Below are 25,328 nucleotides of genomic sequence, written 5' to 3'. Positions count from 1 at the left end.
GTAACCATATTTAGTTTGGCGAGAATTTTTATGCGAATCTCGATTGTGTTTTTATGGATCGGAATAAAATAATTTTTGGTGGTAACGTTTTAATTGATCCGAGAGTCAGCTTTTTTACAGCCGGTCATCCAACCAATCCTGATCTACGAGCAAAAGATTTTTAATTTGGACTTTCCATCCTAGCAGGAAATCAAGTTTGGATTGGGGGAACGCTGCTATTTTGCCAAGAATAACAATCGTAAAAAACTCAATTGTTGCGGCAGGAGCAGTTGTTACAAAAGATGTTCCCGCTAATTCAATTTTTGGTGGCAATTCAGCTAAAATCATTAAGAAAATAGGAAGGACCGATAAAAAAATAGGAAAAAGAAATGCAAGCGTATTATGAAAAATTAGAAGAAGGGAATCATCCTATGAATCATGATATAAATCTCTAAAAACTTTATTTTCATTCTTGGATAAACGTGTTAAACTTTTCACGAGGTGACAGAATGAAAACGCAACAACAGAAACGGTATCATACTTGGAACGAACATTTAAAAGAAACATTTGGTGAAAAAGTATTTAAAGTAGCTTTAGATGGGGGCTTTGATTGTCCTAATCGAGATGGAACAGTGGCACATGGCGGTTGTACGTTCTGCAGTGTTTCTGGATCAGGAGATTTTGCACAAAGTAGATTGGATCCTTTACCTGTTCAGCTTAGAAAAGGAATCGACATGATGCATGAAAAATGGCCGAATACTACTAAATATATTGCTTATTTTCAAAACTTCACAAATACTCATGCTGAAGTTGAAGTTTTGAGGCATCGCTATGAACAAGTGGTCAACGAAGAGGGAGTAGTCGGGATCATGATTGCTACCCGTCCGGACTGTTTGCCAGACGAGACGATTGCTTATCTGAGCGAATTGAACGAAAGAATGTATATGTGGGTAGAACTCGGGCTGCAGACCGTTCATGAAGAAACAAGTAAGAAAATCAATCGCGCTCATGACTATGAGACCTATCTGGAGGCTGTGAGAAAATTACGTGCCCATAACATTCGTGTCTGCACTCATTTAATTAATGGCTTACCGGGTGAAACTTACGAAAAGATGCTGGAAAATGTGGAACGAATGATTACAGATTCGGATATTCAAGGCGTAAAGCTTCATTTATTGCATTTGATGAAGAACACAAAAATGGTTCGAGACTACGCTCAAGGAAGATTGGAATTCTTGGACATGGATACCTATGTCCAGCTGATATGTAATCAATTAGAGATGATTCCGAAAGAGATTGTTATTCATCGTCTGACAGGGGACGCACCAAGAGACACGTTAATCGGTCCAGAATGGAGTCTGAAAAAGTGGGAAGTGCTGAATGCGATAGATGCTGAAATGGAAAGAAGAGGCAGTGTTCAAGGGTGCAAAGATGTAAGGTTGAAATGAAACAAGGCTAGAAAGATGTTCAGACTCTAAAATGATGTTGAAAGTCTTTATTTTTCAAAAATAAAGATGTTCAGTACTGTTTTTTACTCCAAACATCTTTATTCTCAAGAAATAAAGATGTTCAGAGACAAAAAAGACTCTGAACGTCTTTTTAGCTAGTTTGATCGAAGGTATTTCCTTAAAACTCTACCGCATAAATCAAGACTGACTACATTTCCACACCACTCTTTGAGAATCGTCGGTGTGAATTTTCGATCCGGGAAAAGCAGGTGGTATTCTTCAATCATTCTCTCTATAGCGCTTGATTTTGTTTCTGATAAGCCACAGCTAGAGCATAATAGACTGCGGTGGCCCTCCCTTAAATGATTTTCCCCACAACTCTTGCACAAAATCCCTTTATCAAGCATTTCGTAAGAATATTTTGGTGTTTTTTCGTAAGGATTTTGAGCTAACTTTATTTTCTCAAGATTGGCTGCGACTTGATGGGGATAGTTCTGTAAAGGATCTGCCTGGCTTTCAATGCTCTTTAAATATTCATTGAGCTGTGATCGAAGGACAATCGGCAAATCAGGTTGATTTCCGTATAATGTGAACTCAGGGTTAATGAAAATCAGCTTTTTTTCAATGAGTGGTCTCATCCCTGTCTTTTTTAAGCTTCCTTCGAGAACATTATATCCTCGATTGAGTTGAGTAATAGGATTGCTCGTAACCTTTTCGTTCCAGCTGGTGTAAAATTCACCATTCCGGTAATGATAATCACCTTTGAAATTCTTGACGTCCAACAAAAAAATCTTGTTTGCAGTAATAATGACAAAGTCCAGCTGTGTTGAGATTCCGCAGGTTAAAAACAAATCATATAGAATCAGCATAGGAAATGAATATTTTTTCAACCATTCATAAAATTCACACTCACCTTCAAAGCCTTTGATAATCCGCCAATAACTTTTTTCATCATCTTCTTCAAATCGCATTCGTCTGTGCAATACTTCTAAAATCTTTACGTTTGTTGGTTTTTCGAGCATCACCAATCCCTCCTTTACCTCATAAATCCATAAGAGAAAGAGAGTTCCGTTTTTCTAAAAAAGAAATTTCCCTTGTAGTTTCAAGATAATTAAAAATAAATGAAAACCATTGTTGACAAATGAGAGTTTTATCATTAATATTACTTTATACTAATGAAACGAAGGGGAGAAATGATACATGGTTTCAGTTAATTCAATGAACATCTTGGATATTTTATTATTAAGCGCGTTATTAGACTTTATTGATTAGTCTTTATAAGGAGCTTAATTTCGATGCTTGCTGTAAAGATTAATTCTCAACAAATTTAATCTAAGCGGGTAGAATATAATGAATCTAAGACATGTATGATTCCTTTCGTTATATACAATTTTGCATAACCTCCTACTTAGATAAACACTGAGTCGGAGGTTATTTTTGTATAGAGAGTATTAATAATGATTTATTTTTTATTATGAGAACAATCATGAATGTAATTAGGAGAGGGATGGAAGTTATGACAACAGACAAATATATAAAATGGGCAGGAACATTACAAGAAGAGGCAGTAGATCTGTTAAAAACTGGTGGAAAAACAATTGTTTGTCCGACAAAGGTTGGTTACATTATCGCAACATGTGATAAAGAGGGACTAGAGCGTAAGTTCTCGGCTAAAAATCGTAAACGTAATAAGCCAGGAGTTGTATTAGTTGGTTCATTAGAACAATTGGATGCATTAGCTGAGATGACTCCTGAAATTAGAAAATTGTATGAAAAATGTTGGAACGAAGATGCTTTGTTGGGATGCATTCTTCCATGGAAAGAGTCTGGGAAACAATACATCCCGAATGATGGTTCATCTGAGTTGATGACCGATGTGCGTGGTACAAGTTGTTTTGTTATCAAGTTTGGCGTACCGGGTGAGCAAATTGCAGCAGAATTATGGAAAGACCAGAATGGGTTGCTTTTCGCAAGCTCTGCTAATCCATCTGGAAAAGGAAACCGTGGTGTCGTTGCGGGGATTGGAGAAAGAATTGAAGCAGAGGCGGATATGATTATCGAAGGGGACGACTATGTTCGTTCGATTCAACCAGATAAAACAGTAGAAACTCGCTACGAGCAAGGTGTAATGATTTCCTTTGTGGATGAAGAGGGCAAACTTGTTCCTGATCAAGGAGACCAGCGTTCGGTAAAACCAGCACCTGTTCTGATCCGTAAAGGATTGGATGTTGAACGCATTATGATGCACCTATCTGATGGTTATAATTCATGGGACTATCGTCATGGTGAATATTATTAAAAAGTAACGAACTTTAACTATGCATATATTCATAACCAATGACAGTAAGGAGGAATCATTCGTGAAGCAAACATTATTTGATAAAGTCTGGCAGCAACATGTTTTGACAGGTGAAGAAGGCAACGCTCAGCTATTGTATATTGATTTACATATGATTCATGAAGTTACTTCGCCACAAGGTTTTGAAAGTTTACGTTTAGAAGGAAGACCTCTCAGAGCACCAGACAAAACGATTGCGACAATTGATCATAATGTACCGACAAAAAATATCTTTACTATTAAAGATGCGATTTCTAGAAAACAGATAGAAACCTTGCAACGAAATTGTCAGGAGTTTGAATTGGAATTAATGGACCATGGTAGTGAAGGACAAGGAATTGTTCACATGATTGGACCCGAGCAAGGAGCTACTCAGCCTGGAAAAACGGTTGTTTGTGGTGATTCTCATACCGCGACGCATGGGGCTTTTGGAGCGATTGCTTTTGGAATTGGATCTTCTGAAGTGGAACATGTTTTTGCGACGCAAACGTTGTGGCAAAAGAAACCGAAAAATATGGGGATAAAAATTACAGGGAATCTTCAGTCAGGTGTTTATGCAAAAGATATTATGCTGCATTTGATTCACTCTTACGGAACTGATTTTGCAACAGGCTATGCAATCGAATTTTTTGGTGATACGATCAGTAATTTATCTATGGAAGCACGCATGACGATGTGCAACATGGCGATTGAGTTTGGGGCGAAGTATGGCTTGGTTGCACCCGACCAAAAAACATTTGATTATCTCGAAGGAAAACCAAAAGCACCAAAAGACTTCGATAGAGCCGTTTCTTATTGGAAAACTCTCTATACGGATCAAGACGCAACGTTTGATTATGTTTTAGAAATCGATGTGGAAGGGTTGGCTCCTTATGTCACTTGGGGAACAACTCCTGCCATGGGATTACCATTTGGCGAAAACTTTCCAAACATTGAAGACCATAACGATGAGCGAGCTTATCAGTATATGGAACTCAATCCTGGAATGACAGCTGGTGATATTCCAATCGAGTACATCTTTTTAGGCTCCTGTACGAATGCTCGTCTGGAAGATCTAATCGAGGGTGCTAAATACATCAAAGGCAGAAAAGTGGCAGATCATATCTCAGCTTGGGTTGTACCAGGAAGTCGTCCTGTTAAAACAGCAGCTGAAGAAATGGGGATTGCGCAGCAATACATTGATGCAGGGTTTGAGTGGCGTGAACCAGGTTGCTCCGCATGTATTTCCATGAATGCGGACCGCGTACCACCAAAAACGCATTGTGCTTCCACAACCAATCGTAATTTTGAAGGACGTCAAGGCAAAGATGCACGCACGCATCTATGTAGTCCAGCAATGGCAGTTTTAGCAGCTGTGAAGGGACATTTTTATGATACAAGACTTGATGATAGGGAGGTGCCAGTATAAATGAGACCATTTACGGTTCACCGCGGAAAAACAGTCGCAATCATGGAAGATAATATTAATACAGATCAAATTTTGCCAAGTGCTTATTTGAATCGAATTGAAAAAACAGGCTATGGCGAATTTCTCTTTGATAACTGGCGCTATCTATCGAAAAATCCAAGAGTTGATAATCCTGACTTCATCTTGAACCATCCAGACCGAAAAGAAGCATCCATCTTAATAACAGGAGATAACTTTGCTGGTGGTTCTTCAAGAGAACATGCTGTTTGGGCATTGAATGATTATGGCTTTAGAGCTGTCATTGCCGGCGGTTTTAGTGATATTTTTTATATGAATAGTTTGAAAAACGGTTTGCTTGCACTTACTTTGCCGTTGGAAGACCGCCAAGAACTCTCTTCGTTAACAAGCAAGGAGACAGTGACGGTAGATTTAGAAAAACAAATTGTGCGCTCTCCTTATAAAGAATATTCTTTTACAATAGAAGAAGAATGGCGCCACAAATTACTAGGCGGCATTGATGATATCACCGAAACAATGACTTACGAAGAATTGATAACCGCATATGAAGAAAAATGGAATGATTTTTATGCCTTTAAGTAAAAGGAATGCAGAACCTCTCTAATTATACTAGGGGGGTCTGTATTTTTTTCTGGCAGATTAGGGTATTATAAGTTCTGCCATCAATGTCTAGCTCCCAAATTCTGGACTAGTGAAAAAAGATAAATTTTTCCATTGGCACTTCGCTGAATTATCAGGGCAAAATTTCCGATTATTGAAGTATGGGGTATTGATTGATATAACCGTGGTACTATATTATATCGGAATTTATTTGATGTTCCTTTTCTCCATGCCAACAGAAGAAGCGCTCTATTTGGCAGGATTTGATCGATATGCATCAAATATTGTTGTGCTCGTTTTAGGGATTGTGATGATGGTTCTAGCTCGAGAAATTGATTATTCTTTTTATGAGCAAAACGTGCTTTCTAGGAACTATCGCAGTTTTAAAAGTTTGAAAACTAAAAAATGGTATCAATATAGTACGTTAATACTATTATTTTTTGCTACCATATTAGTCTTATCTGAGAATAACGGCATGCTGTATAATAATATTCAATTCGAGGATTCTGTTCCCGCGAGCTTTTCTAAAGTGACAGATAATCAAATGAAGCTAAATGATAACCGATATTTAGTCGTCACTGCCCGTAAAGCTGATGTGGAAAGTTATTTAGTTGGGTATGTAGGAAAATATTACCTTTATTCACCCTTCGTAGAGGGGCGAGAAGACTTCATGATGGAAGACCAGACGTTTAATAATCTTTTAAAGAGCTACGATTATCTTGTTATTCTGGATGATCATTTTACTTTTAACGCGATGTCGGAAAAAATCTATCATCGTACATTCGAACCAGGAGTGTATCAAGTATCGGATATAGTTGGAAGAGAATAAAAAAGAAATAGAAGTATATCAAGGAGGAAGTAACAAGATATGTTCAGTTTGCTTTTGGCAATTATTTATCTTGCTTTTATTAGTTTAGGCCTGCCGGATGCTCTTTTAGGTTCTGCCTGGCCTACGATGTTTAAAGAATTTGGTGTACCGGTTTCTTATGCAGGCGGAATCTCAATGGTCATCGCTGCAGGAACAATTATATCCAGTTTACAAAGTGACCGTCTCACTCGAAAGTTTGGAACAGGGAAGGTTACTGCCATTAGTGTGGCATTGACAGCTTCTGCATTATTCGGCTTCTCATTAAGCCATTCTTTCTGGATGCTTTGTCTATGGGCTATTCCATATGGACTTGGGGCAGGTGGCGTAGATGCATCATTAAATAATTATGTTGCTTTACATTATGCCAGCCGACACATGAGTTGGCTTCACTGCATGTGGGGAGTAGGAGCCTCTCTTGGGCCTTATGTAATGGCGTACGCTTTAAACGGCGGAAACCGTTGGAACATGGGCTACAATTATATTGCTCTCATTCAAGTTGTTTTGACGGCTGTTCTATTGTTTAGTTTACCTCTTTGGAAAAATAATCATCGTAATAAAATAGAAGAAGGCAGCAATACAAACGGAAAACCACTTTCTTTGCAAGAAATCATAAAAATTCCGGGGGCAAAAGAAATCATGGTAACTTTTTTCTGTTACTGTGCTTTAGAACAGACCGCAGCACTTTGGGCAAGCAGTTACCTTGTCTTGTATAGGGGATTATCTTCCGAAACTGCAGCCGGTTTCGCTAGCTTATTTTTTATTGGAATCACAGTTGGCAGAGCAGCCAGCGGTTTTTTGACCATAAAGGTTAATGACACACAGATGATTCGATTGGGACAAAGTTTGATTTTTGTTGGAATTTTATCTTTATTATTACCATTCGGTGAAGCAACTTCCCTTTTAGGATTGGTAATGATTGGTTTAGGATGTGCACCCATTTATCCATGTATCATCCATTCCACACCAAGTCTTTTTGGAGTGGATAAATCACAAGCAATTATTGGAGTTCAAATGGCAGCAGCTTATCTTGGAACTTTGATGATGCCGCCCATATTCGGCCTAATCGTTAATTATAGCAACGTCTCATTGTTTCCCGTGTATTTAGGAGCTATCTTATTTATGATGGTACTGATGCATGAAGCATTGCTTAAGAAGAAACAAGAGAACGAAATTTTAGTATAATGGTATTTATAAGTTCAAAAAGAAATACCATAATCAGAATAACTCCCATAAAAGTCATTAGACAATTTTATGGGAGATATTTTTTATAGACTAGGGGATTATAAGTTCAGCCATCAATGTCTAGCTTCCAAGTCCTGACCTAGTGAAAAAAAGATAAATTTGCCCCATTGCGCGCTTCGCTGCTCATTCAGGGTCAAATTTCCTATTTTTTCATAGGTCAAGGCGGACTTGTCCGCTTTTCTTATTAATTAGCATTCAGACAAGCAGTAATGGCTTGATAAATATTGTGGATATCCTTTTTAGAAGGAACATTTTGTATACAGATTATAGAAGATGCTTCCATATTCTGTAGGGAAGTAGTGGTTATTACCAGATCACTGTTCAATTTCGCTAAATTTTTTTCCGTCAATCTTGGTTTCACATAGACGGAAGATTCAATCAAATCTCGAAAATGAATCGAAAGAAAATCTTCTATCATTTTTGCATGTTCCAGATCATAGTGGCTTACAATGGCTAACTTTACTTTTTTTCTTTTCTTTTGCAATTCAATCAAAAGACTGTCCCAATGAATAGTAATAGTGTAAAGAAGTTCATTAATACCAAATTCACTGAAGAAGAAATCACTTTTTTTCTGATAAACCTTTAACGCTTTCAAAGCTAGCTGAATGAATTCAGGATACTCATTTTTAATGGAGTGAATAAAATATTTCTTCTGGTTAAATAAAATAAAGGAAATATAATTTACACCATCTTTTTTTCCTGCACTAATGTAGGACATATTGAACAAATCTAAAATCAAATGTTCTCGATTGGGAACGGAAATTTTAAGTTTTTTTGATAAAAAATCTATCACATCTATAATTAGAAGCATGTTTTTATGAAAGCTTTCATTCTTTTTAGTTTCGGAGAGGAGATTATCAAAAGTCAGGATAAACTCTTCCTTTAAAAAACTTGAAAAGATTTGCTCAAGAAACTCTGGCTTTAATGATATCGATAATTTCTCTTCAAGAGAACCAAACAGCAAGTGAAGCTTAGAAAAATCGGGCAACATTTTTGAAAGCTTATTTTGCTGGATATCCAAGTAATGGTGATGGTTGGTCCGAACAATCGCTACCGCCACCCAATTTTTTACTCGAACAAAATCTGAAAAATTCAACTCAACTTTATTGAATTTCGTTAAAAATAAAATAACTTTCTCGAATAACTCTTCATCAATATTTTTGTAGGGCCAGTCTGAAAAAGAGTAACGTTCTGAAAAATAATGTATAAAGAATGTCCGAATTTTTTGTTCATTTCCAATAATCATACAATTTTTAGTAGTGCTAACTCGAAATTCGTATGGTTCTAGGGTACTATTGATTTCTTGGATGGTTCGGATTAATGTTGATTTACTCGTATATAACTCGCTCGCCAGTTCAACAATCGTTTTTTCTTCGTTAAAAAATAAAAACTCTAATAACTGGAATGCTAGACTTTCTTTTAAGGTAGCTTGATAAATCACTTCTAGATTCAAGTTAGAAGGAAAAACGAGACGAATACCTTGGTTAGAAGTAAAGAGAATTTCATCCTGAAACAAGTCTTTTAAGTCAGCAATATCCTGCTTTAGAATCCGTTCCGAGCATCCTAATTCATTAGCTAAGGAAGAAATGGTCATCCAACTATCTTTAAAATATAGAATTTCAAGTAATGTCAAATGTCTGTTTTCTCTTTTTTCCAAAAGATGACGCATCAATTGCAACAACCCCTCTTTGTTATTAATAAAATATCGAACTACCTTTTACTTTCCTAAATCTTCTAAGATAAGGTCTACAACCTCTTCTAGCGTAGAATTTTTCGTAATAATCCGTTCGTTTGAAACACCTAAATAATCTTTTTCGTTCCACCAACTCCGCATTTCTTTTTCTCCAAATTCATTAACTTTCGCTCGGTTGCTATGTCTGATGAGTGTTTCATCGAATGGGATATCAAAGTAGTAAACATAGGCATTTTGTTCGAAAATATTTATTAACTCTAATAACATATTTTTGTATCTTTTATTGATTAAAATCCCCTCTACAATCACAAAGGGGCATTTCCCTAACCCATACTCTGCAATTTGTTTGATTAGTTCGATGGAGAGATTTCCCTCTCGGTCAGGAACCTTAAGCATGTCTCTTCTGATCATATCTTGAGAAACAAGCAAAGTATTTTCACCTAATACTTTTTGCAATTTGGAAGCAGTTGTCGTTTTGCCACTTCCGGAGTTGCCACGCAAAATAATCAGTTTTGAAATCATATTTTCAACTCCTATTTGATGTATACGGTTTTAGTGTCATTATTTATTATACATATAAAGTACTCGGGATTTAAAAAAATAGTTAATAAATGTATCTTTATAAGAATGAGAATCACTTATCCTTTTAACTACATAGACATTTTCAACTTGTTTCCGTAAAATAAAAATTAGTGAAGCAAAAGAAGGAGAATAAAATGGCAAGTAAATTTTATGCAGTAAAAAAAGGACGTAAACCAGGAATCTATCATTCATGGCCGGAAGCACAAAAGCAAGTAGCCGGCTTTTCAGGAGCTCAATTTAAATCTTTTACAACAAAAAAGGAAGCTCAAGATTTTATAGAGCCACCAAAAGAAGAGGCGATTGACTGGACGGCAGATGATACAATTGAAGCATATGTAGATGGTTCTTTTGATCGTATTTCTAACCGGTACAGTTATGGCGTGGTCATGGTAAAAAATGGCGAGGTTGTCGAAACTTTTTATCAAGCTGGTAGTGATTCCCGATATGTAGAAAGTTTTCAAATAGCAGGAGAAGTATTTGGTTCAATTGCAGCAATTCGGTGGGCAATTCAAAATGGTTATAAAGCGATTAATGTTCGCTATGACTATATGGGAATCGAACAATGGGCAACTGGAATGTGGAAAGCCAATAAAGCTGTCTCCCAAGACTATATAAAGCAATTTAAAGAAGTAGCGCCACAAATTACCGTTCGCTTCAAAAAAGAAAAAGCCCATACAGGTGTTACCTATAATGAATTAGCAGATCAACTAGCAAAAAAAGCATTGCAATAAAAGAAATACAAAAATCGTTATTCAGGAAAGGAAATTTAGTTACATGACACAAAAGATGAGAAAACGAAATGAAGTCGAGGAAGAAATGAAATGGGACCTCGCTGCTTTATTCCAAAATAAGGCAGAAAGTAATCAAGCTCTTGAAGAAGTAAGACAAGATATTGAAAAATTTAATGAAAAATACAATAATGATTTGAAGGATGTCTCATCGATTCTATCCGCAATAAAAGATTATGAAAAGATACTGCAGGCTGCAGGGAGAATTTCTCAATATTCGTATTTGCCTGTATCAGCAGATATTACGGATACAGAAGCAATGAACTACTCACGCACTATCCAAAATGAGATTGCTAAAATGAGTGCTTCCCTCAGCTTTTTTGAATCACAATTGACAGCAGCAAATGAAACTGTTTTAGATCAAGTTGCGGAAGAAGAACCGTTATTTGCTGCTTATATCAGAAAAATCAAAAAAAGAAAAAACATGCAATTAGATCCTGCGGTTGAGAAAGCACTCGCGCAACTGGGACCCGTTTTAAATGCTCCCCAAGCTATCTATGAACAAGCACGCTCAACAGATATGGATTTTGGCACGTTTGTAGTGGATGGAGAAGAGTACCCATTAAGTTATGTATTGTATGAGGATTATTATATGTATCATCCTGATATGAATATTCGCCGATCGGCTTTTAAAAAGCTGTCAGAAGTAATGAGTCAGTATCAAAATGTGGTGGCAACTGCCTATTACACCCAATTACAGAAAGAAAAAACAATTGCTAGTATGCGTGGGTTTGATTCGATTTTTGATTATTTACTGGAAAATCAAGAAGTAGACCAAGAGCTTTATCACCGTCAGATTGATTTATTGATGAAAGATTTTGCACCGGTTATGCGAAAATTTATTACACATGTAAAAGAGGAAAACGGTCTGGACCAAATGTATTACGCTGATTTGAAAATTGATTTAGATTCAGATTACTCACCGACTGTTACCATAGACGAATCGAAAGAATTGGTAAAAGAAGCGTTGGCCCCTTTGGGAGAAGACTATGTGGCATTAATTCTGCGTTCTTATCCTGAAAGATGGGTCGATTTTTCTCAAAATATCGGTAAGCGTTCAGGTGCATTCTGCTCAACTGCTTATGGTAATCATCCTTATATTTTGATGTCTTGGGCAGGACAATTGTCTGATGCTTATACTTTATTCCATGAATTAGGACACGCAGGCCAAGGGATTCTATCGAATGAAAACAATTCCATGTTGGGAGCACGTCCTTCACTTTACACGATTGAAGCACCGTCTACTTTCCATGAATTATTATTAACCAACTATTTGAAAGAGAAAAGTAATGATGCTCGAATGGAACGGTCAGTTATTTCGAAAATGATTTCAAAAACTTACTTTCATAATTTCGTTACTCATTTATTAGAGGCCGCTTATCAAAGAGAAGTTTATCGTTTGGTTGATGCTGGTCAAAGCTTTGATGCAGCGAAATTAAGTGAACTCAAAAGAAGTGTCTTAGAAGAGTTTTGGGGAGATTCAGTAGAATTAGAAGAAGGAGCCGAACTGACCTGGATGCGTCAAATCCACTATTACATGGGCCTCTATTCTTATACATATTCTGCAGGTCTTACGATAGCTACTCAAGCGTTCTTGAAAATGAAAGAAGAAGGACAACCAGCAGTTGATGGATGGTTAGAGTTTTTAAAACTAGGCGGAAGACATATACCGGCTGAAGCGACTATCGTTGCAGGAGTCGATATTACTACAGAAAAACCTTTACAAGATACGATTCAGTATCTGGACGAATCCGTGAATCAAATCATTGCGTTGAGTAAAGAGATCAGTCACGAATAAAAATAAGTATGCGAACAGGAAAAGACTTTATTTAGAAGTCTCTTCCTGTTTTTTTAAGGATTTTATTTATTAAGGCAATTGGCTATAATATTTTCCACCATATCTTTATTAAAGAGGTTATTTCAAAAAACATTTACTTAATACTTGCTATGAAGTCCACTCCATAGTTTATGATAAAGATATAGTTAAAAATAAGTATGGAAGGAGATAATATGAGGAGAGTTTTATATTTAATGAGACATGGAGAAACGCTGTTTAACCAGCAAAAGAAAATCCAAGGGTGGTCTGATTCCCCATTAACAGAAAAGGGAAGAAGACAGGCAATGATTGTGAGGGAATATTTTATTAAAAATAAAATTAACTTCGATGGCGCTTATTCGTCCACTTCTGAACGAGCATGTGATACCTTAGAGCTGGTAACAGACAGAGATTATAGAAGAATCAAAGGATTAAAGGAATGGAATTTTGGAACAATGGAAGCTGAACATGAATATTTGAATCCACTTTTACCATATGAAGATTTTTTTGTAGCTTTTGGAGGCGAAGGGGAGTTGGCCTTTAGAGAAAGAATTTCAAATTCCTTGGTAAAAATAATGAAAGAAGACCAGGGCGAAGTAATACTGGCAGTTTCTCACGGAGCTGTGTTACGCCAATTTATGAGACAATGGGCACACACAAGCAAGGTTGATCAAAAAGAACGTTTGGGAAATTGTTGTCTTCTGAAATTTGAATTTATGGATGAAGCTTTTAAGCTTCTTGAGATTATTAATCATGACTACTCAGCGCTATAAAGTATAAGTTATGAGCGAGGTGTTTGAGAAATGAACAGTAAAGATGTTGCGAAAATGTTTGGGATAACAGTAGACACCATTCGTTACTATGAACGTGTGGGGGTTATCCCACCAATCGAAAGGGAAGAAAACGGCTATCGTATTTATACAAAGAGAACATTAAATTGGATATTTTTAGCTAAAAGTTTACGTAACGCTGGTTTATCAGTAGAATCTTTGATTGAGTTTGCGTCTCTTTCACAAATGAAAGGAAACAGACGATATGCTCAAAAACAAATCTTAAAAGATCAGTTACAAGAAATTGATGAAAAAATCGATGAGATAAATAAAACGAGAGAATTACTTCAATACAAAATTGATACCTACGACGAGCATATTGCGCTTTTTGAAGCAGGTAAACTGTCTGATGATCAAGTAGAAGAATTATGGAAAATGAAACATTTCAAAAATAATGAAACATAACGTTCATGAATACTCATTGGAGGGAAATAATATGCAAAAAGTAAGATTGAATAACGGAGTGGAAATGCCTATTTTAGGATTTGGCACTTTCCAAATACCAGATAACGAAACAGAACAAGCTGTAATACAAGCCATTCAAGCCGGCTATCGTCATATCGATACAGCTCAGTCCTATATGAATGAAGAAGCTACTGGTCTTGGAATTGCAAACTCGGGTGTAGCACGAGAAGAATTGTTTATTACCACTAAAATTTGGATAGAAAATACCTCTTATGAAGGCGTCCAAGCTTCTTTCCAACGTTCATTAGAGCGGCTAGGTCTTGATTATGTTGATTTGTTACTGTTGCATCAACCGTATAATGATGTGTACGGTGCATGGAGAGCTATGGAAGAATTGCAAAAAGAAGGAAAGATTAAAGCAATTGGCGTGTCAAATTTTGCTGTGGATAGAGTGGTGGATTTAGCACTGTTCAATGAAATCACACCACAAATCAACCAAATTGAAATCAATCCGTTCCATCAACAAAAAGAGGTCATTGACGCATTAAGACAAGAAGAAGTTGTCCCAGAAGCATGGGCACCATTCGCAGAAGGAAAGAATAATATTTTCCAAAATGAACTTCTTTCCGAAATCGGGAAGAAGTATAACAAATCGGTTGCACAAGTCATTATTCGCTGGTTAGTAGAACAAGATATAGTTGTGCTTGCGAAAACGGTTAGTCCTCAACGAATGAAAGAGAATCTGGATGTCTTTGATTTTTCCTTAACGAAGGAAGATAAAGAACAGATTTCTACGCTGAATATCGGAGATAGTCAATTTTTCTCTCATTCAGATCCGAAAATGATTAAAGCGCTGGCTAGCAGAAAAATAAATGTATAGATTGTAGTAAAAGAAGGTCTGTGGGGCATGGGAAAATGTCACAGACCTTCTTTTTGCGATCAAAAGTGTTGCAAATACTGAACAATCATTTATGATTTAATAATGAAACATGATGAAGGGGGATTAGAGAGTGTCAATAAAAAGAAATAATCATATCATTAATTTTAGCAAAGGGTATTTAATTATCGGAATCATATGTAGCTTAATTTTTGGAATCACTTGTTTTTTAATTCAGACTAATTTTCAGCCCCTTATAAATATGGAACAAAGTTTAATGGAATCATTTCAAAAAACATTTAATTATCCACAAATGAATTATGATGGAGAATTTTTACAAACTTTTATGACTTTTTCAGCAACGCTGGGTAATCCGATTGCTTATATAATAATTACTGCTACTTTTGCACTGGTTCTCTTTATCAATAAATTTAAAGATTTATCTCTCTGGTTTCTGGGAGTCATTTCAACGGGCGGCCTCCTAGGAGCAGTAATGAAACGAATCTTTCAACGCCCCCGACCAATGGGACATTTAATCCAAGATAAGGGATTTTCTTTTCCAAGTGGTCATGCTATCGGTAGTACTCTTTTCTTTTTAACGATTCTTTTAGTTTTTATTCCATTAATAAAGAATAAGGGGATTAGGATTTGTATAAGTATGCTGTCTATTGGTTTATGGGCAGCTATATTATTTTCACGTCTTTACTTTAATGCACATTATTTGGGCGATCTCATAGCAGGTATTTCTTTTGCTTCTTTTTGGGTATTAGCAGGGCTGTATGTATATAACGTCACTTCGAAGGAGAAGTCAGCTAAATAAAGGGAAGTTTAAGCAGATTTGATTTGTTGGTTCTATCTGATTAAGAATACTTTTCAACTTCTAGTCCATTTTCGATGGAGATAAATTTATATTCTTGACACTAGATAGATAATCTTCTATATTTAGATAGAAGATTATCTATCTAGTGGTTTTTATATGAAATTATTTTTATCGTTCTGTAGATTGAATTAGAAAGGGAGATATAAAATCGACTATACAAATTATGCAAAAGTGATGAAAGCAATGTCCGAACCGAAACGAGTAAAAATTTTAGATTTATTATCTTGTGGAACGTTATGCGCTTGTGATGTGTTGAATCATTTTGATTTTACGCAGCCCACTCTATCACATCATATCAAAGTACTGGTGGAAGCAGAACTTGTAACAGCAGAAAGGAAAGGAACCTGGCACTACTATTCAATCAAGAAAGATAGTGTGGAGCAATTGCTTTCTGATACAAAGATCTTATTTTCTTCGGATAAGCACTGTATCTGTGTGACGGAAGAAAATCAAAAAAAGGATAACCAACATATAGAGTTATTGGAGGAGAACGATGAAAAAGAATACATTAAATAAAGAAGTAGAAAATACAAAAAGCAGTATGAGTCTTTGGGAAAGATATTTAACTGTCTGGGTAGCTCTCTGTATGTTTGTAGGAGTTCTGATTGGCCGCTTTCTTCCTACGGTTCCAGAAACTCTGAGCAAGTTTGAATACTTCAATGTTTCGGTACCAACAGCGGTTTTAATTTGGTTGATGATTTTTCCAATGATGTTAAAAATTGACTTCACTAGTATCCTTAATGCGACTAAGAAGCCAAAAGGATTATTTTTAACTACTACTGTTAATTGGTTGATTAAGCCTTTCACTATGTTCGCTATTGCATCCTTTTTCTTCTTAGTTGTATTTAACAATTTTATTGGGCACGAGCTAGCTCGCGAGTACATTGCAGGAGCAGTGCTTCTTGGTGCTGCGCCGTGTACAGCAATGGTATTTGTCTGGAGCCACCTCACCAAAGGGGACGCGGCCTATACTCTTGTTCAAGTTTCTATAAATGATATTTTGATATTAGTTTTATTTGCGCCGATTGTAGCTTTCTTATTAGGAATCGGAAATGTAGATGTACCGATGGATACGCTGCTGTTTTCAACTTTACTATTTGTAGTTGTACCACTTGCTTTGGGATTCATAACCCGTAATGTAGTTGTGAAAAAGAAAGGGATAGAGTATTTCGAACACATCTTTTTAAAGAAGTTTGATGGAGTTACGATTGTAGGATTATTGCTTACTTTAATCATTATTTTTTCTTTTCAAGGAGAAAGGATTTTGAATAATCCCTTCCATATCCTATTAATTGCTGTTCCGTTGATTATCCAAAATCTTTTTATTTTCTTTATCAGCTACGGTGGAGCGAAAGCGTGTCGCCTGCCATTCTCTATTGCAGCGCCAGCTGCTATGATTGGGACCAGTAATTTTTTTGAGCTTTCTGTAGCGGTTTCTATCTCACTATTTGGTTTAGATTCAGGAGCAACGCTGGTTACAGTAGTGGGAGTTTTGGTAGAAGTTCCCGTCATGCTGCTTCTAGTTAAAATAGCTAATAGCACTCAGCATTGGTTTAAAGGATACGAGTATTAAGGGAAATATAATAAGAAGGAGGAAGGCGAAAAAGCTTTCTCCTTTTTTGATCGAAAATTTTGTCTTATAGCAGAAATTGTAAAGTACAGAAATGAAAAGAGCTCTGTATTTTAAAAATTCCCGAAAAAACAAAGTACAGCAACAAATAGAGCCCTGTACTTTACAAAATAGAGAAAAAGTAAAGTACAGCATCGAAATTTGCTTTGTATTTTAAAATAGGGCAGAGGATAGTAGAATACTGTCTTAATTTTCTAAACAGTCATAGAAAGAATTAATGGCTAGCCATTATAATTACTAATAATAAGAACGGTTACATTCATGTTATAATGTTAGCTATATATTAAAAAAATTCAGTAACCGACTTTCAAAAGAGAAAAGGGGAATAAACAATGGTAAAGATAGTAGATAGCATTCTAGAATTAACAGGAGACACACCAATCGTGAAGTTAAACAAAGTGGTTCCAGAAGGCGCTGCGGATGTCTATGTAAAATTAGAGTCCTATAATCCAGCCGGGTCAGTAAAAGATCGTATTGCATTAGCGATGGTTGAGCAGGCAGAAAAAGATGGCTTATTGCAACCAGGCGGAACAATTGTAGAACCTACATCTGGAAATACAGGTGTTGGATTAGCTTTTGTGGGAGCGGTAAAAGGATATAAAGTTGTTATTGTATTGCCGGACACATTTTCAATCGAACGCCGTAAATTGATTCAAGTCTATGGAGCAGAACTGGTATTAACACCAGGAGCGGACGGAACAGTGGGTGCTATTAATAAAGCTACGGAATTGTCGGAAGAAAACGGCTGGTTCATGCCTCTTCAGTTTGATAATTTGGCAAATCCAACCATTCACAAGAATACAACAGGGAAAGAAATTGTTGAGGCATTTGGAGAAGATGGAGTAGATGCATTTATTTCTGGAGTTGGTACTGGCGGAACGGTCACGGGTGCAGGTGGAGTGTTGAAAGAAACATATCCAGATATTGAAATATATGCAGTCGAGTCAGCAGAATCTCCTGTATTATCGGGTGGAAAGCCCGGTCCGCATAAGATTCAAGGGATTTCAGCAGGATTTGTCCCAAAAGTTCTGGATACAGAAATTTACCAAGAGGTATTGCAAGTTACAGCTGATGAGGCAATCGAAGTTGCTAGAGAAGTAGGCAAGTCAGAAGGAATTCTAGTCGGTGTATCGGGTGGTGCTGCGATAAAAGCAGCAATCGACATCGCTAAAAAATTAGGAAAAGGAAAGAAAGTTCTAACAGTTGTTCCTGATAACGGTGAGCGTTACTTATCAACGGTTTTATACGATTTCTAAATGAGAAAAGAGAAGAAATATGGGTTACGCCATATTTCTTCTCTTTTTTTGATTCAGGCTTATCTATAAGAAAAATTAATAGATGATGATAAAATTTATCAATTATCATTATTTTCTAATCAATGCTATTCTAGTATTCAACTAAAGAAATGAAATATCAAAAGAATGCATTGATAAGATAAGTAGTTTTGTTCGTTTGCAAAGAGAGTCTATGTTTGGTGCGAATAGATGAAAGGAACAAGAAGAAAATGGTCTTTGAGCAATCAATGGCAAGTGTGGTTACATGAGCTATTGACGGTAGTACCCGTTAAAAATACTGAGTATAAAGCATTTTTTGTGATGTACTTAATGAGGTTGTTTCTGTGAAGAAGCAATAAATGAAGGTGGTAACACGGAAAATCCGCCCTTCTCTATGAAGATAGAGAAGGGCGGATTTTTTTGGAGGTGATTTTTATTGTTGGAAATTTATGTTGTTGACCAAGTCTGGCAGTTGGCTCTTGTTTATGAAGTTCGGAAGGAAACGTTTGTTGTTGGACAAGGAATTCCCATTGAACTTGAATTTGATGAAAAAACTGGCAAAACGTATCAGTATGTTTTGCTTGCAGAGAAAGGTAACGGTATAGGAACAGCGAGGATCAACACCACCCACTCAGACTTTGCAAAAATTGAAAGAGTCGCAATTGTTCCTAAATTTCAATTCCAAGGATATGGCAGAAAATTGATAGAAGCGGTAGAAGAAGTGATTCGGACACAAGGATACGAAAAAATTGTAATTACAAGTCAAGTGCAAGCTAGAGGATTTTATGAGCGCTTGGGTTATCAAGTGAATGAAAGTATCAAATTGGAATCCAGTATTCCTACTATTTATACAGAGAAAAATTTGAAAAAGATAGGAGCACATTAAAATGGCAGAAAAGATAAAAGTTATTACAGTTGCTACTACAGAGGATGCCCATGAAATATCAAAAGAAGGTGCATTCGTTCGCCAAGGAAATCATTTCGATACCCCATTTGGAGACGGACCAGGAGATTTACCGGTAGAAGCAGGTCGCTATCGACTGTTGGTGGCTGGAATTTGTCCTTGGGCACATCGTTCCATCATCGTTCGTGAGTTACTTGGCTTGCAAGATGTTATCAGCGTGGGTACTGCAAGTCCAATAAGAACAGACAAAGGTTGGGAGTTTTCGTTAGATGAAGGCGGAGTTGATCCTGTACTGAATATTCGCTATCTACCAGAAATTTATGCACAAACGGATCCAACTTATGAAGGACGGGCAACAGTACCAACAGTTGTCGATGTAAAAACAAATAAAGTAGTAAATAATGATTACTTTAAATTGACGAATTATTGGGAAACAGCTTTTAAGAAATTCCATAAAGAAGGCGCACCTGATTTGTATCCTGAAGAATTACGCGATGAGATTGATGCTTTTAACGAAATTTTATTTCATGAAGTGAATAATGGAGTATACAAAGCTGGTTTTTCTAAAACACAAGAAAAATATGAAGAAGCTTATGATGCTCTGTTCGCTAGGTTGGATATATTAGAGGAACGATTGTCTACACAACGTTATTTATTTGGAAACAAGATTACCGATGCTGATGTTCGTTTTTATGTGACACTTGTTCGGTTTGACGTTGCATACTATTTAGTGTTTAAGACAAATCGCAATCGGATCATTGATTTTCCAAATATCTGGAACTATGCGAAAGATCTTTACCAAACACCTGGCTTTGGTAATACAACTGATTTTGATGCAATAAAGAAAGGCTATCAATTGGGAAATCATGGTAATAATCCCTATGGCATTGTCGCAAAAGGGCCAGAGATTTCCATTTGGAATGAACCACATGACCGTCATCGATTTGAATAAACGGAGGAGGAAACTCAATGAGTGCAATAAAAACTGTTGAGATAGAAGCGAACGGAAAATACAATCGACAAAAGAATCAGTTCCATACTCCTTTTGGAGAAGGACTAAATGAGTTGCCTGTTGCACCAGGAAAATATCGTATTTTATGGTCAGCAGTTTGTCCTTGGGCTCATCGTTTGATTATTGTCCGCAAGTTGCTTGGGTTGGAATATGTCATCAGTGTCGGCGAAGCTGATCCATTACGCCCGCCATTAGATCATATTGATTGGGCATTTACATTAGACGAAAATCATCTAGACCCTCTATTGGGAATTCAATATATCAGTGAAGCCTATTTAAAAGCGGATCCACATTACAAGGGAAGGCCAACTGTACCTGCCGTTGTCGATATGGAAACAGGAAAAGTGGTGAACAATGACTATCATGAATTAACGTATCAATTGGAGACAGCATGGTCGAAGTTTCATAAAAAAAATGCCCCAAATTTATTTCCCGTAGAGCTTCAGGAGCAAATTCGGCAATTAAATGAGCGTATATTTCATGATATTAATAATGGCGTTTATAGAGCTGGGTTTGCTCGATCGCAAGAGGCCTATGCTGAGGCATATGATGGTGTATTTCAATGTTTGGATGAATTAGAAGAACGTTTGGCTACACGACGATATCTATTCGGCAATCAACTAACCGATTCAGATGTTAGGTTGTATGTTACCTTAGCAAGATTCGATGTTGCGTATTATACCGCATTTCGAGTAAATCAAAAACGTATTAAAGATTATCCAAACTTATGGGCTTATGCTCGTGATTTATACCAGACACCAGGTTTTGGTGACACAACTAATTTTGAAGCAATTAAAAAACATTATTTTTTATCGACAACAATCGATGCAGAAAGTACTGTTTCGAAAATTCTTCCAAAAGGACCATCCTTAGAGGATTGGAATATGGCACATGGTAGAGAAAAATTAACTAGAAAAGAGGAATAAATATGGTACAAGAAGTTCGGGAAAGGCCAAGCGAATTAGTAAATGAAATTGATGAAAAGGGGTATTTTCATCGTCAGAAAAATCATTTTGACACGCCCTTTGGATCAGGAAAAGAACACAATCCAGTTGAAGCTGGACGATATCGTTTAGTTTGGGCAAAGGGATGCCACTGGTCGAATCGTGCATCGATTGCCATTGAGTTATTAGGACTTCAAGATGTCATTAGTGTAAATTTAGTAGGCAGAACGCCCCGTGAAAAAGATCTAGGATGGGAATTTGTTTTTGATGAAGGAAACAAGGATCCCGTTTTAGATGTCCAATTTTTAAGCGAACTATATGCTAATGCAGATCCAGAGTATAAAGGTCGTGCTACGGTACCAGCAGTCGTGGATGTAAAAACGAAAAGAGTCATCAACAATGACTATGTCTGGCTAACAAATTATTTTGAAACAGAATTTCGTCCTTTTCAAGCACCAGATGCACCGGATTTGTATCCGGAAGAATTGCGGGAAGAAATCGATGCATATAATGATTATCTATTCGAACATGTGAACAATGGCGTTTATAAAGCAATGTTTGCTCAATCTTTAGAAGCATATAATGATGCATACAATAACTTGTACCAAGCATTTGATGAGATTGAAGAGCGCCTAGAAAACAATCGGTTTCTATTCGGTGATTATGTAACGGATTCAGATATTCGTTTATTTGTAACGTTAGCGCGTTTCGATACTCGTTACTTTAAAAACTTGGGTCCAATTCGCAATCGCATTGTGGACTTTAAAAATATCTGGGGATATGCCAGAGATTTGTATGAGATTCCGGCTTTTAAAAACAACACTTATTTTGCTGATTTAGCAAAGAGCACAGAAAAGCCAAAGTCAATTTTTATTGATTACAACACCCGTTTTTGGGACAAAATTGATTATGAAACCTTATGGAACCAGCCACAAGAACGTTATTTATTAAGTAAGACTCCTAGTGAAAAATTCAAACGGAATGAGGAAGTCAAATGAAAAAGAATCAAATAGTTAAAACATTTTTAACTCTTACAGGAGCGTTGCTCTTAGCAGCTTGCGGAAGTACAAATGCTGCAGAAACGAGTGAAGAAAGCAGCAAAGAAAAAATTGTTATTGCGACTTCTGGTGCGCCAAAACCCTTTACTTATGTAAATGAAAATGACGAGCTGGTTGGTTATGATATTGAACTTGTAGAAGCGGTATTTGAAAAAATAGATAAATATGATATTTCTTTTGAAAAAGCAGAGCGTGCTTCTGTATTATCTGGTCTTGATACAGATCGTTATCAAGTAGGAGCAAATAATTTTGCAAGTAATGATGAGCGGAGAGAGAAATACATCTTTTCAGACGCAATTTTCAAAAATCAATATGTGATTGCAGTGGCAGAGGAATCAACAGAAATTAATAATTTCAATGACCTTGTAGGCAAATCAACAGAAGTATCACCTGGTTTGAATTATGCCACGGCTTTGGAAAAGTATAATGAAGAAAATCCAGATGCACTCATCGACATTAATTACTCTGAAGCAGAACTGTTAGTTGTTTTACAAGGCGTTGAGAGTGGTAAGCACGATTTTCAATTGATTGATAAAGCGATGGCTTCTTTGTTTATTGAAGAACATGGCTTAAAATTAAAGCTAATCGAATTGAGCGAAGAAGACTCATCTAGAATCGGTGCTCCTTACAGTTATCTGTTAATTAGTAAAACAGATGATGGTGCAGCTCTTGTAGAAGAAATCAATGCAGCTTTAAAAGAAGCGATTGAAGATGGAACAATTACTGAGATTAGTGAGAAATATTTTGGAGAAGACTTTGCACCGAAAGAATAGGAGTAGGGATTAAATGGGAAAAATATTTGATTTTGAAACGGTTCTTACTTCGATTCCAAGGTTATTGGTATATTTGCCGATGACCTTGGAAATTACTATTTTATCGATGTTACTTGGACTGTTACTAGGTTTATTGATTGCAATCGTAAAGATGAATAAAATACCCGTGCTATCACAGATATTTGCTGTATTTGTATCTTTTGTACGAGGGACACCATTAATCGTACAATTGTATTTGTCCTACAATGGAATTCCATTATTGTTAAAATATTACAATTATAATAATGGCACAGATTTTAATATTAATAATATTCCTTCGCTGCTTTTTGTGTTAGTGACATTTGCGGTTAATGAAGGAGCATATAATTCAGAAAATATTCGTGGAGCACTGCAATCGGTTAATAAGGGGCAAATCGAAGCAGCACAATCTTTAGGGATGACTTATCCACAAGTGTTGGCACGCGTGATTATACCAGAGGCATTTGTAGTAGCTTTGCCAACTTTAGGAAATACATTAATCGGACTGTTAAAAGGAACATCATTGGCCTTTGTTTGCGCGGTTGTGGAGATGACAGCGCAAGCTAAAATTATTGCTGGTGCTAATTATCGCTACTTTGAAGTTTATTTGGCACTAGCAGTAATCTACTGGGGAGTAACGATTATGATTGAACAATTAATCCAGTTTGTAGAAAAGAAAATTAGTATTCCGGACAACGTTCAGCTACGAGCAAGAAAGGCGGGAGATTGGTTATGATACAGATTAAAAACTTAACAAAAACATTTCATCAAAATACGGTGTTGAATGATATCTCATTTGATATTTTGCCGGGACAAGTAGTGGCGATTATTGGTTCATCGGGTGCTGGGAAATCAACTTTGTTACGCTCGCTTAATTTCCTTGAGCAAGGAGAGTCTGGTACGATTCAGCTAAATAATTTCCACTTAGATATCGCCCAAGCAAAGAAAGTTGATGTTTTACAATTGAGAAAATTAACGGCAATGGTTTTTCAGCAGTTTAACCTTTTTCAACAGAAGACAGCTTTAGAAAATGTGATGGAAGGATTAGTGATTGTAAAAGGTCTTCCTAAGCAAGAGGCAAAAGAAATTGCAGAGCAACAGCTGAAAAAAGTTGGTATGATTGAGCGGGCAGACTTTTATCCAAAACATCTTTCCGGCGGTCAACAACAACGTGTAGCTATTGCACGTGCTTTAGCAATGCAACCAGAATTATTACTACTAGATGAACCAACCTCTGCACTTGATCCGGAATTAGTAGGCGAAGTTTTGGATACCATAAAAAAAGCGGCAAAAGAAGGAAACACCATGTTACTAGTATCTCACGAAATGAATTTTGTGCGTAAAGTTGCTGACCGTGTCCTATTTTTAGATCAAGGGAAAATCATCGAATCCGGCACTGCTGAAGAAGTCTTTGAACACCCAAAACAAGAACGAACCAAGCAGTTTTTGTCTACTTATTATCGAGATCATATTCATAAACTTGCTATTTAAGGAGACGAAGAGAGTATGGATTTTCAAGTAAAACGAAACATACAAGACATCAACTGGGCGGAAGTAAATCAGCTTTTAAAAGGATTTGGATTGACTAATCACACGGTTCTGGAGACAAAATTTGTCTTTGAACATAGTCAGGAAGTGGTATTTATTCTCTTGGATAATCAGCTGATTGGGTGTGGACGTGCACTGACTGATTATATTGCTCAAGCGGCGATCTATAATATCGCTGTTGACAAGGACTATCAAGGACAGGGAATCGGAAAGTTTATTATTAAGACGTTTGTTGATCATCTTTCGAAATGTAACATTACATTGTATACTCATCCAAACACGGTTAGCTGGTATAAACAGTTAGGTTTTGAATCTATGAAAACAGGAATGGCGATTTATCATGAGAGTCATATTGAAGAACTAAGAAAAATGAATTTTGTGTAGGAAAGGATTTG

Annotated in this window: 27 protein-coding genes and 1 other annotated feature; of the genes, 24 read left to right on the top strand and 3 right to left on the bottom strand. The window is 36.5% G+C overall.

Annotated elements, in window-relative coordinates:
- Positions 1 to 196 precede the first annotated feature (196 nt).
- Together EJN90_RS13845 and EJN90_RS02930 are read left to right on the top strand one after the other, a co-directional pair.
- On the top strand, positions 197 to 385 hold the full coding sequence (locus EJN90_RS13845; protein ID WP_076768574.1) for an LbetaH domain-containing protein: 189 nt from the start codon (positions 197 to 199) through the stop codon (positions 383 to 385).
- 103 nt (positions 386 to 488) lie between these two features.
- Entirely contained in the window at positions 489 to 1,427 is a 939-nt protein-coding gene (locus EJN90_RS02930) for a TIGR01212 family radical SAM protein (RefSeq protein WP_126108799.1), read from the top strand.
- 155 nt (positions 1,428 to 1,582) lie between these two features.
- Here the strand turns inward: EJN90_RS02930 and EJN90_RS02925 are convergent, their stop codons facing one another.
- The gene (locus tag EJN90_RS02925) at positions 1,583 to 2,449 is read right to left on the bottom strand and encodes a nuclease-related domain-containing protein (RefSeq protein ID WP_227872604.1); all 867 of its coding nucleotides are present in this window, start codon (positions 2,447 to 2,449) and stop codon (positions 1,583 to 1,585) included.
- 494 nt (positions 2,450 to 2,943) lie between these two features.
- Here EJN90_RS02925 and EJN90_RS02920 point away from each other — a divergent pair, with 494 nt between their 5' ends.
- The 5 genes from EJN90_RS02920 (at position 2,944) to EJN90_RS02900 (ending at position 7,841) form a co-directional block, all read left to right on the top strand.
- Entirely contained in the window at positions 2,944 to 3,726 is a 783-nt protein-coding gene (locus tag EJN90_RS02920; RefSeq protein WP_126112231.1) for an L-threonylcarbamoyladenylate synthase, read from the top strand.
- A 61-nt stretch (positions 3,727 to 3,787) separates the two neighbouring features.
- On the top strand, positions 3,788 to 5,173 hold the full coding sequence (gene leuC / locus EJN90_RS02915; protein ID WP_126108797.1) for a 3-isopropylmalate dehydratase large subunit: 1,386 nt from the start codon (positions 3,788 to 3,790) through the stop codon (positions 5,171 to 5,173).
- Positions 5,174 to 5,773: a 3-isopropylmalate dehydratase small subunit gene (gene leuD, locus EJN90_RS02910; RefSeq protein WP_126108796.1), complete on the top strand. Its 600-nt coding sequence runs from the start codon at positions 5,174 to 5,176 to the stop codon at positions 5,771 to 5,773.
- Between the two features lie 109 nt (positions 5,774 to 5,882).
- A complete protein-coding gene (locus tag EJN90_RS02905; protein ID WP_126108795.1) occupies positions 5,883 to 6,620 on the top strand; it encodes a hypothetical protein in 738 nt (245 codons plus the stop codon).
- Between the two features lie 39 nt (positions 6,621 to 6,659).
- Entirely contained in the window at positions 6,660 to 7,841 is a 1,182-nt protein-coding gene (locus EJN90_RS02900) for an MFS transporter (protein WP_126108794.1), read from the top strand.
- 244 nt (positions 7,842 to 8,085) lie between these two features.
- Here the strand turns inward: EJN90_RS02900 and EJN90_RS02895 are convergent, their stop codons facing one another.
- Together EJN90_RS02895 and EJN90_RS02890 are read right to left on the bottom strand one after the other, a co-directional pair.
- Positions 8,086 to 9,570 (bottom strand): BglG family transcription antiterminator, encoded by a 1,485-nt coding sequence (locus tag EJN90_RS02895; RefSeq protein ID WP_227872603.1) that lies wholly within the window; start codon positions 9,568 to 9,570, stop codon positions 8,086 to 8,088.
- Between the two features lie 48 nt (positions 9,571 to 9,618).
- Positions 9,619 to 10,116, bottom strand: coding sequence for a kinase (locus EJN90_RS02890; protein ID WP_126108792.1), 498 nt, complete (start codon positions 10,114 to 10,116; stop codon positions 9,619 to 9,621).
- A gap of 194 nt (positions 10,117 to 10,310) precedes the next feature.
- Here EJN90_RS02890 and EJN90_RS02885 point away from each other — a divergent pair, with 194 nt between their 5' ends.
- The 17 genes from EJN90_RS02885 to EJN90_RS02805 all read left to right on the top strand — a co-directional run bounded on the left by EJN90_RS02885 (position 10,311) and on the right by EJN90_RS02805 (position 25,317).
- Complete coding sequence (locus EJN90_RS02885; RefSeq protein ID WP_126108791.1) at positions 10,311 to 10,907, top strand: ribonuclease H1 domain-containing protein; 597 nt, start codon at positions 10,311 to 10,313, stop codon at positions 10,905 to 10,907.
- 43 nt (positions 10,908 to 10,950) lie between these two features.
- Positions 10,951 to 12,762, top strand: a complete 1,812-nt coding sequence (gene pepF, locus EJN90_RS02880) for an oligoendopeptidase F (RefSeq protein WP_126108790.1) — start codon at positions 10,951 to 10,953, stop codon at positions 12,760 to 12,762.
- A gap of 212 nt (positions 12,763 to 12,974) precedes the next feature.
- Positions 12,975 to 13,553 (top strand): histidine phosphatase family protein, encoded by a 579-nt coding sequence (locus EJN90_RS02875; protein WP_126108789.1) that lies wholly within the window; start codon positions 12,975 to 12,977, stop codon positions 13,551 to 13,553.
- A gap of 30 nt (positions 13,554 to 13,583) precedes the next feature.
- Positions 13,584 to 14,015, top strand: coding sequence for a MerR family transcriptional regulator (locus EJN90_RS02870; protein ID WP_126108788.1), 432 nt, complete (start codon positions 13,584 to 13,586; stop codon positions 14,013 to 14,015).
- A gap of 31 nt (positions 14,016 to 14,046) precedes the next feature.
- Complete coding sequence (locus tag EJN90_RS02865; protein WP_126108787.1) at positions 14,047 to 14,895, top strand: aldo/keto reductase; 849 nt, start codon at positions 14,047 to 14,049, stop codon at positions 14,893 to 14,895.
- A gap of 130 nt (positions 14,896 to 15,025) precedes the next feature.
- Positions 15,026 to 15,712, top strand: a complete 687-nt coding sequence (locus EJN90_RS02860; RefSeq protein ID WP_126108786.1) for a phosphatase PAP2 family protein — start codon at positions 15,026 to 15,028, stop codon at positions 15,710 to 15,712.
- Positions 15,713 to 15,946: 234 nt separating this feature from the next.
- A complete protein-coding gene (locus EJN90_RS02855; RefSeq protein ID WP_227872561.1) occupies positions 15,947 to 16,288 on the top strand; it encodes an ArsR/SmtB family transcription factor in 342 nt (113 codons plus the stop codon).
- Complete coding sequence (gene arsB, locus EJN90_RS02850; RefSeq protein ID WP_174919246.1) at positions 16,266 to 17,345, top strand: ACR3 family arsenite efflux transporter; 1,080 nt, start codon at positions 16,266 to 16,268, stop codon at positions 17,343 to 17,345. The genes EJN90_RS02855 and arsB overlap by 23 nt, the downstream gene beginning before the upstream one ends.
- A gap of 389 nt (positions 17,346 to 17,734) precedes the next feature.
- Positions 17,735 to 18,658, top strand: coding sequence for a cysteine synthase A (gene cysK / locus EJN90_RS02845; RefSeq protein WP_126108784.1), 924 nt, complete (start codon positions 17,735 to 17,737; stop codon positions 18,656 to 18,658).
- A 161-nt stretch (positions 18,659 to 18,819) separates the two neighbouring features.
- Positions 18,820 to 19,069: a binding site (T-box leader), on the top strand.
- 43 nt (positions 19,070 to 19,112) lie between these two features.
- Positions 19,113 to 19,562, top strand: coding sequence for a GNAT family N-acetyltransferase (locus tag EJN90_RS02840; RefSeq protein ID WP_126108783.1), 450 nt, complete (start codon positions 19,113 to 19,115; stop codon positions 19,560 to 19,562).
- Position 19,563: 1 nt separating this feature from the next.
- A complete protein-coding gene (locus EJN90_RS02835) occupies positions 19,564 to 20,532 on the top strand; it encodes a glutathione S-transferase family protein (RefSeq protein ID WP_126108782.1) in 969 nt (322 codons plus the stop codon).
- 17 nt (positions 20,533 to 20,549) lie between these two features.
- Positions 20,550 to 21,518, top strand: a complete 969-nt coding sequence (locus EJN90_RS02830) for a glutathione S-transferase family protein (protein ID WP_126108781.1) — start codon at positions 20,550 to 20,552, stop codon at positions 21,516 to 21,518.
- Positions 21,519 to 21,520: 2 nt separating this feature from the next.
- A complete protein-coding gene (locus EJN90_RS02825; RefSeq protein ID WP_126108780.1) occupies positions 21,521 to 22,534 on the top strand; it encodes a glutathione S-transferase C-terminal domain-containing protein in 1,014 nt (337 codons plus the stop codon).
- The gene (locus EJN90_RS02820; RefSeq protein ID WP_126108779.1) at positions 22,531 to 23,367 is read left to right on the top strand and encodes a transporter substrate-binding domain-containing protein; all 837 of its coding nucleotides are present in this window, start codon (positions 22,531 to 22,533) and stop codon (positions 23,365 to 23,367) included. The genes EJN90_RS02825 and EJN90_RS02820 overlap by 4 nt, the downstream gene beginning before the upstream one ends.
- Positions 23,368 to 23,380: 13 nt before the next feature.
- Positions 23,381 to 24,121, top strand: coding sequence for an amino acid ABC transporter permease (locus tag EJN90_RS02815; RefSeq protein ID WP_126108778.1), 741 nt, complete (start codon positions 23,381 to 23,383; stop codon positions 24,119 to 24,121).
- Positions 24,118 to 24,876, top strand: coding sequence for an amino acid ABC transporter ATP-binding protein (locus tag EJN90_RS02810; RefSeq protein ID WP_126108777.1), 759 nt, complete (start codon positions 24,118 to 24,120; stop codon positions 24,874 to 24,876). Before EJN90_RS02815 ends, EJN90_RS02810 begins: the two co-directional genes overlap by 4 nt.
- A gap of 15 nt (positions 24,877 to 24,891) precedes the next feature.
- Positions 24,892 to 25,317, top strand: coding sequence for a GNAT family N-acetyltransferase (locus EJN90_RS02805; protein WP_126108776.1), 426 nt, complete (start codon positions 24,892 to 24,894; stop codon positions 25,315 to 25,317).
- Positions 25,318 to 25,328 lie beyond the last annotated feature (11 nt).

The organism is Jeotgalibaca ciconiae (assembly GCF_003955755.1).
Classification (GTDB): Bacteria; Bacillota; Bacilli; order Lactobacillales; family Aerococcaceae; genus Jeotgalibaca; species Jeotgalibaca ciconiae.
This window is presented reverse-complemented; position numbering and strand designations above follow the sequence as displayed.

What these genes read in the sequence shown, in the direction of transcription:
- EJN90_RS02870 (WP_126108788.1), top strand. Translation starts at nt 13,584, where the DNA reads ATGAACAGTAAAGATGTTGCGAAAATGTTTGGGATAACAGTAGACACC.
- leuD (WP_126108796.1), top strand. Translation starts at nt 5,174, where the DNA reads ATGAGACCATTTACGGTTCACCGCGGAAAAACAGTCGCAATCATGGAA.
- pepF (WP_126108790.1), top strand. Translation starts at nt 10,951, where the DNA reads ATGACACAAAAGATGAGAAAACGAAATGAAGTCGAGGAAGAAATGAAA.
- arsB (WP_174919246.1), top strand. Translation starts at nt 16,266, where the DNA reads ATGAAAAAGAATACATTAAATAAAGAAGTAGAAAATACAAAAAGCAGT.
- EJN90_RS02875 (WP_126108789.1), top strand. Translation starts at nt 12,975, where the DNA reads ATGAGGAGAGTTTTATATTTAATGAGACATGGAGAAACGCTGTTTAAC.
- EJN90_RS02920 (WP_126112231.1), top strand. Translation starts at nt 2,944, where the DNA reads ATGACAACAGACAAATATATAAAATGGGCAGGAACATTACAAGAAGAG.
- EJN90_RS02900 (WP_126108794.1), top strand. Translation starts at nt 6,660, where the DNA reads ATGTTCAGTTTGCTTTTGGCAATTATTTATCTTGCTTTTATTAGTTTA.
- EJN90_RS02805 (WP_126108776.1), top strand. Translation starts at nt 24,892, where the DNA reads ATGGATTTTCAAGTAAAACGAAACATACAAGACATCAACTGGGCGGAA.
- EJN90_RS02835 (WP_126108782.1), top strand. Translation starts at nt 19,564, where the DNA reads ATGGCAGAAAAGATAAAAGTTATTACAGTTGCTACTACAGAGGATGCC.
- EJN90_RS02810 (WP_126108777.1), top strand. Translation starts at nt 24,118, where the DNA reads ATGATACAGATTAAAAACTTAACAAAAACATTTCATCAAAATACGGTG.
- EJN90_RS02820 (WP_126108779.1), top strand. Translation starts at nt 22,531, where the DNA reads ATGAAAAAGAATCAAATAGTTAAAACATTTTTAACTCTTACAGGAGCG.
- EJN90_RS02855 (WP_227872561.1), top strand. Translation starts at nt 15,947, where the DNA reads ATGAAAGCAATGTCCGAACCGAAACGAGTAAAAATTTTAGATTTATTA.
- EJN90_RS02925 (WP_227872604.1), bottom strand. Translation starts at nt 2,449, where the DNA reads ATGCTCGAAAAACCAACAAACGTAAAGATTTTAGAAGTATTGCACAGA.
- cysK (WP_126108784.1), top strand. Translation starts at nt 17,735, where the DNA reads ATGGTAAAGATAGTAGATAGCATTCTAGAATTAACAGGAGACACACCA.
- EJN90_RS02895 (WP_227872603.1), bottom strand. Translation starts at nt 9,570, where the DNA reads ATGCGTCATCTTTTGGAAAAAAGAGAAAACAGACATTTGACATTACTT.
- EJN90_RS02825 (WP_126108780.1), top strand. Translation starts at nt 21,521, where the DNA reads ATGGTACAAGAAGTTCGGGAAAGGCCAAGCGAATTAGTAAATGAAATT.
- EJN90_RS02830 (WP_126108781.1), top strand. Translation starts at nt 20,550, where the DNA reads ATGAGTGCAATAAAAACTGTTGAGATAGAAGCGAACGGAAAATACAAT.
- EJN90_RS02865 (WP_126108787.1), top strand. Translation starts at nt 14,047, where the DNA reads ATGCAAAAAGTAAGATTGAATAACGGAGTGGAAATGCCTATTTTAGGA.
- EJN90_RS02885 (WP_126108791.1), top strand. Translation starts at nt 10,311, where the DNA reads ATGGCAAGTAAATTTTATGCAGTAAAAAAAGGACGTAAACCAGGAATC.
- EJN90_RS02890 (WP_126108792.1), bottom strand. Translation starts at nt 10,116, where the DNA reads ATGATTTCAAAACTGATTATTTTGCGTGGCAACTCCGGAAGTGGCAAA.
- EJN90_RS02815 (WP_126108778.1), top strand. Translation starts at nt 23,381, where the DNA reads ATGGGAAAAATATTTGATTTTGAAACGGTTCTTACTTCGATTCCAAGG.
- EJN90_RS02930 (WP_126108799.1), top strand. Translation starts at nt 489, where the DNA reads ATGAAAACGCAACAACAGAAACGGTATCATACTTGGAACGAACATTTA.